The 4701-nt window shown below is 62.9% G+C and carries 5 protein-coding genes; 4 read left to right on the plus strand and 1 reads right to left on the minus strand.

Annotated features, from left to right (window positions below):
- Window positions 1-154: 154 nt before the first annotated feature.
- Complete coding sequence (locus EN914_RS24735; protein ID WP_024505713.1) at window positions 155-913, plus strand: SDR family NAD(P)-dependent oxidoreductase; 759 nt, start codon at window positions 155-157, stop codon at window positions 911-913.
- Here EN914_RS24735 and EN914_RS24740 read toward each other — a convergent pair.
- Complete coding sequence (locus EN914_RS24740) at window positions 898-1896, minus strand: LysR family transcriptional regulator (protein ID WP_024505712.1); 999 nt, start codon at window positions 1894-1896, stop codon at window positions 898-900. The two genes, EN914_RS24735 and EN914_RS24740, sit on opposite strands and share 16 nt — an antisense overlap.
- A gap of 106 nt (window positions 1897-2002) precedes the next feature.
- On the opposite strand from EN914_RS24740, the gene EN914_RS24745 reads away from it, so the two are divergent.
- The 3 genes from EN914_RS24745 (at window position 2003) to EN914_RS24755 (ending at window position 4693) form a co-directional block, all read left to right on the plus strand.
- Entirely contained in the window at window positions 2003-2482 is a 480-nt protein-coding gene (locus tag EN914_RS24745; protein ID WP_024505711.1) for a cupin domain-containing protein, read from the plus strand.
- Window positions 2483-2640: 158 nt separating this feature from the next.
- A complete protein-coding gene (fumC, locus tag EN914_RS24750) occupies window positions 2641-4038 on the plus strand; it encodes a class II fumarate hydratase (RefSeq protein ID WP_024505710.1) in 1398 nt (465 codons plus the stop codon).
- A gap of 235 nt (window positions 4039-4273) precedes the next feature.
- On the plus strand, window positions 4274-4693 hold the full coding sequence (locus EN914_RS24755) for a DoxX family protein (protein ID WP_024505709.1): 420 nt from the start codon (window positions 4274-4276) through the stop codon (window positions 4691-4693).
- The last annotated feature ends 8 nt before the right edge of the window (window positions 4694-4701 follow it).

Here is a 4701-nt window from a genome sequence, read left to right on the forward strand (position 1 = left end):
TTTGGGGGAGCTTGCGACCGCCGGCGCTTAAACCAGCCTCGGCCGGCCTGCCGGGTGGCGGCGGTCGAAGTTCATACCGTGGGATAGGCTGACGGCTTGACCTTGGCCGCCACTATACGGTGCTCTCGACGACGCAGAAATCTCGGAGCATCCGATGAGACTTCACAACAAGCGCGCGCTGGTTACCGGCGGGTCGGACGGTATCGGCCTGGCGATCGCCGAGGCCTTTTCGCGCGAGGGCGCGGACGTCCTGATCGTCGGCCGTGACACCAAAAAGCTCGACACTGCCGCCAAGCACCTCGGCGGCACTATCGAGACGCTGTCGGCCGATCTTGCCACCTCGGCCGGCATCGCGGCCGTCGGCGAGCACGTCAAAGAATCCGGTAGGCCGCTCGATATTCTCGTCAACAATGCCGGGGTGGCTTTCCTGGTGCCGTTCGAGACCGTCAGCGAGGCGCAGTTCCAGCAATCCTTCGCGCTCAATGTGACGGCGGTGTTCTTCCTCACCCAGGGTCTGCTGCCGCATCTGGCGGCCGGCGCGTCGGTGATCAACATCTCGTCCTATTTCGCCAACAAGATGATCCCGAAGCGGCCGTCGAGCCTCTATTCCCTGTCAAAGGGCGCGTTGAACTCGCTGACCAAATCGCTGGCCTTCGAACTCGGCCCGCGCGGCATCCGCGTCAACGCCATCGCGCCGGGCACTGTCGACACCGCCATGCGGCGCAAGACCGTCGACAATTTGCCGCCCGAGGCAAAGGCCGAGCTGAAAGCCTATGTCGAGCGCAGCTATCCGCTTGGCAGAATCGGCCGCCCCGACGATCTGGCGGGCATCGCAGTGTACCTCGCTAGCGACGAGGCGGCCTGGACCAGCGGCGGGGTCTTCTCCGTCGACGGTGGTTATACCGCGGGCTGATCCGTCCGGGCGCCACGCCAAGCGCCGACATTTTCAGCGACGCCACTTTCTACAAATCCAAGTACGCCTACCGCCTCCAGGACCTGATCGCGAACCCAGCGATGGGGTGGCTCGTCGTCGTGGCGCGCGTGCCAGTACATCCTGATTTCCGGAACAGCAATGGGAAGCGGCGGTTCAAAGATGACGAGCGGCAGGGTCTCGGCCGCCCAAACCGCGAACTGCCTGGGCACCGCCGACAGGTGGTTTCCATTTGCCACGGCTAATGCGACAGCCTGAAAGTGCGGCAGGGTCAGGCTTACACGGCGCGTTCGCCCGATCTTGCGGAGCGCCTCGTCGGTGGAGCCCGACATCGAGCCGTCGATAGAACGAAGAATATGGGGCAGTTCGCAGAAGAGGTCGATCGGCAGAGTCCTGCCTTCCATGATTCCCGCCTGCCTGATCGCAGCGTTGTCGTGCACGGCGATGATGGCGAATGGTGAATGGAACAGAGGCGTGCTTGAGACCCAGTCGGAGACCTCCAGCGGACGCTCCAGCGCTACGTCGATTTCATCGTCCTGGAGCAGCCGCGAGACATCGCCGCGCGCGCTATCGAGAAACCTTAGCGACGCGCGCGGCGCGGCGCCAGCGATGCGTGCCGCCAGCGCTGGCATCAGCATCATGGAAAAGAAATCCGCCCCCATGAACGTGAAGGTTCGCTCCAGTTCCGCCGGATCGAACGCCTTGGCCGAATGGAAGACGCGTTCGATCTCGCGAAGCGCCACGCGCAACGGCTCGGCCATGCTCTCGGCGCGCGGTGTCGGCATCATGTCATTGCCCCGTCGCACGAACAGCTGGTCGTTGAGGAGATGTCGCAAGCGATTGAGCGCAGCGCTGACGGCAGGCTGGCTGAGGCCGATCTGCTCGCCGGCACGCGTAACGCTTCTCTCCCGCAGAAGGGCGTCGAACACCTTGATGAGATTGAGGTCGAGCGCGTTCAAATTCATCGCATCAATTCGCCCCATACGATCATTCGATTTCCGTTGTCGGCGTATCCCTGGCTAGATCGTCATCGGCCCAGCAGGCACAGGCAACAGAAGGATCAGACACGCCATGACAATGACCCCCGGCACGATCACAGGCAAGGAACTCTTCTGGTTCAACAACACGCTCGTCGCGATCCACGTCTCGTCGATGGCAGGAGAGGACGGCATCTGCGTCGTCGAGCATCACATGCCCTATGGCGACTCGCCGCCGCTGCATGTGCATCGCAGGGAAGACGAAGTGTTTCACATCCTGGAGGGGAGATTGCGCTTTCAGATCGACGGCCACGAACGCATTGCGGACGCCGGCGAAACCGTCATCGCACCGAAAGGCCTGCCGCACACCTACCGGGTCGAATCCCCGGAAGGTGCGCGCGCCCTCACCATCACGCGCGGTTCGGATTTTGAGACGATGCTGCGTCAGGCGAGCCGTCCCGCCGAACAGCCCGAACTGCCGCCGCTGATGGAACCAACACCGGAAATCATCGCGGCACTGGTGCAGCTTTGCGCAAAAAACGGCATCGACATTGTCGGTCCGCCGCTGGGGTGAGAGGCCGAAACTGCGCAGCCCTTCCCTTCTCCCCTTTGTGGGAGAAGGAGAGACGCGCCGCGCCTTCAACCGATTTGCATCCTCGCCGCCCGCATTCTCCGCTTGAAGCCGTTTGTGCAACGCGATACGCCGTTGCCGACTTCGACAAGGAGAGACCCGTGACCGCTGCAAAGACCAGAACCGAAACCGACACGTTCGGTCCCATCGAAGTCGCCGCCGACCGGTATTGGGGCGCGCAGGCGCAGCGTTCGCTCGGCAATTTCAAGATCGGCTGGGAAAAGCAGCCGGCGTCGATCGTGCGCGCATTGGGCATCGTCAAGCGGGCGGCGGCCGAAGCCAACATGGAGCTCAAGCGGCTCGATCCTGCGATCGGCAAGACGATTGTCGAGGCAGCGCAAGAGGTCATCGACGGCAAGCTCGATGAGCATTTCCCGCTGGTGGTCTGGCAGACCGGTTCGGGCACCCAGTCCAACATGAACGCCAATGAGGTGATCTCCAACCGGGCGATTGAGATGCTGGGCGGTGTCATGGGCTCCAAGAAGCCGGTGCATCCCAACGATCACGTCAATATGAGCCAATCGTCGAACGACACCTATCCGACAGCCATGCACATCGCCTGCGCCGAACGTATCGTGCACGATCTGTTGCCGGCACTGAAGCACCTGCACAAGGCGCTCGCCGCCAAGAGCAGAGAGTTCAATCACATCATCAAGATCGGCCGCACGCACACGCAGGATGCCACCCCCCTTACGCTTGGCCAGGAATTTTCGGGCTATGCCGCGCAGGTCGCTTCGTCGATCAAGCGCATCGAGCTGACGTTGCCCGGCTTGCAGGAACTGGCGCAGGGCGGCACCGCCGTCGGCACGGGCCTCAACGCGCCGGTCGGCTTCGCCGAAAGGGTCGCGGATCGCATCGCCTCCATCACCGGCATCGCCTTCGTCACCGCGCCGAACAAGTTCGAGGCGCTGGCGGCCCATGATTCCATGGTGTTTTCGCACGGCGCCATCAATGCGGCGGCCGCCGCGCTGTTCAAGATCGCCAACGACATCCGCTTCCTCGGCTCAGGCCCGCGCTCGGGCCTTGGCGAACTGTCGCTGCCGGAAAACGAACCGGGCTCGTCGATCATGCCGGGCAAGGTCAACCCGACCCAGTGCGAGGCGCTGACGCAGGTCTGCGTACAGGTGTTCGGCAACAATGCGGCGCTCACCTTCGCCGGCAGCCAGGGTCATTTCGAGCTCAATGTCTACAATCCGCTGATGGCCTACAACTTCCTGCAGTCGGTGCAGTTGCTCTGCGACGCGTCGGTCTCCTTCACCGACAATTGCGTCGTCGGCATCGAGGCCCGCGAAGACAACATCAAGGCGGCACTCGACCGATCGCTGATGCTGGTGACGGCGCTGGCGCCGACCATCGGCTACGACAATGCCGCCAAGATCGCCAAGACCGCGCACAAGAAGGGCACCACTTTGCGCGAGGAAGCGCTCGCCACCGGGCTGGTCAGCGAAGCCGATTACGACCGCCTGGTGCGGCCGGAGGATATGACGCATCCGGGGTAGGCAATTCCAGGAAAAGTGTCTGCGGTTTTCGGTCCGGAATTGCGTCAACCAAAAGCCCGGTGTTTCGTGAGGGGAGAATTTACTCCCGTCACGACCTCACCCGAAGCGAATTTTGCGCAGGCCGCCCGATCACGGAAACGTAAGCACTGTGAACAATGTGTCGCCAGTCTGGTGGCTTTGGTGAACAGTCGGTTTGCTCTATCTCCCCGGCATCAACCCATCCCGGAGAGCCACCATGTCCACCAACATTTCAGTCGCCGGTTCCGGCGCATCCAATGCCTCGACCACCATCCTCCTCGGCCGCGTCCTGCTTGCGGTCATCTTCCTGCTGTCAGGCTACGGCAAGCTGACCGCCCTCACCGGCACGGCCGGCTATTTCGGCAGCCTCGGCCTGCCCTTGCCGACCGTAACGGCCACTGTCGTCGGCCTGATCGAGCTTCTCGGCGGCCTCGCCATCCTCGTCGGCTTCAAGACCCGGATTGTCGCCTGGGTGCTGGCGGTCTTCACGGTCGCTACCGGTTTGGTCGCCCATACCGGTTGGGCCGACCAGATGCAGATGATCCAGTTTCTCAAGAACCTCGCCATTGCGGGCGGCTTCCTCGTGCTGGCTTCCTCGGGCGCCGGTGCCTATTCGATCGACGCCAAGCGCGGCTGAGCCAAGAC

This window comes from Mesorhizobium sp. M7A.F.Ca.CA.001.08.2.1 (assembly GCF_003998455.1).
Classification (GTDB): Bacteria; Pseudomonadota; Alphaproteobacteria; order Rhizobiales; family Rhizobiaceae; genus Mesorhizobium; species Mesorhizobium ciceri.

Coding starts and splice junctions, on each gene's coding strand:
- EN914_RS24735 (WP_024505713.1), top strand. CDS start 155: ATGAGACTTCACAACAAGCGCGCGCTGGTTACCGGCGGGTCGGACGGT.
- EN914_RS24740 (WP_024505712.1), bottom strand. CDS start 1,896: ATGAATTTGAACGCGCTCGACCTCAATCTCATCAAGGTGTTCGACGCC.
- EN914_RS24745 (WP_024505711.1), top strand. CDS start 2,003: ATGACAATGACCCCCGGCACGATCACAGGCAAGGAACTCTTCTGGTTC.
- EN914_RS24755 (WP_024505709.1), top strand. CDS start 4,274: ATGTCCACCAACATTTCAGTCGCCGGTTCCGGCGCATCCAATGCCTCG.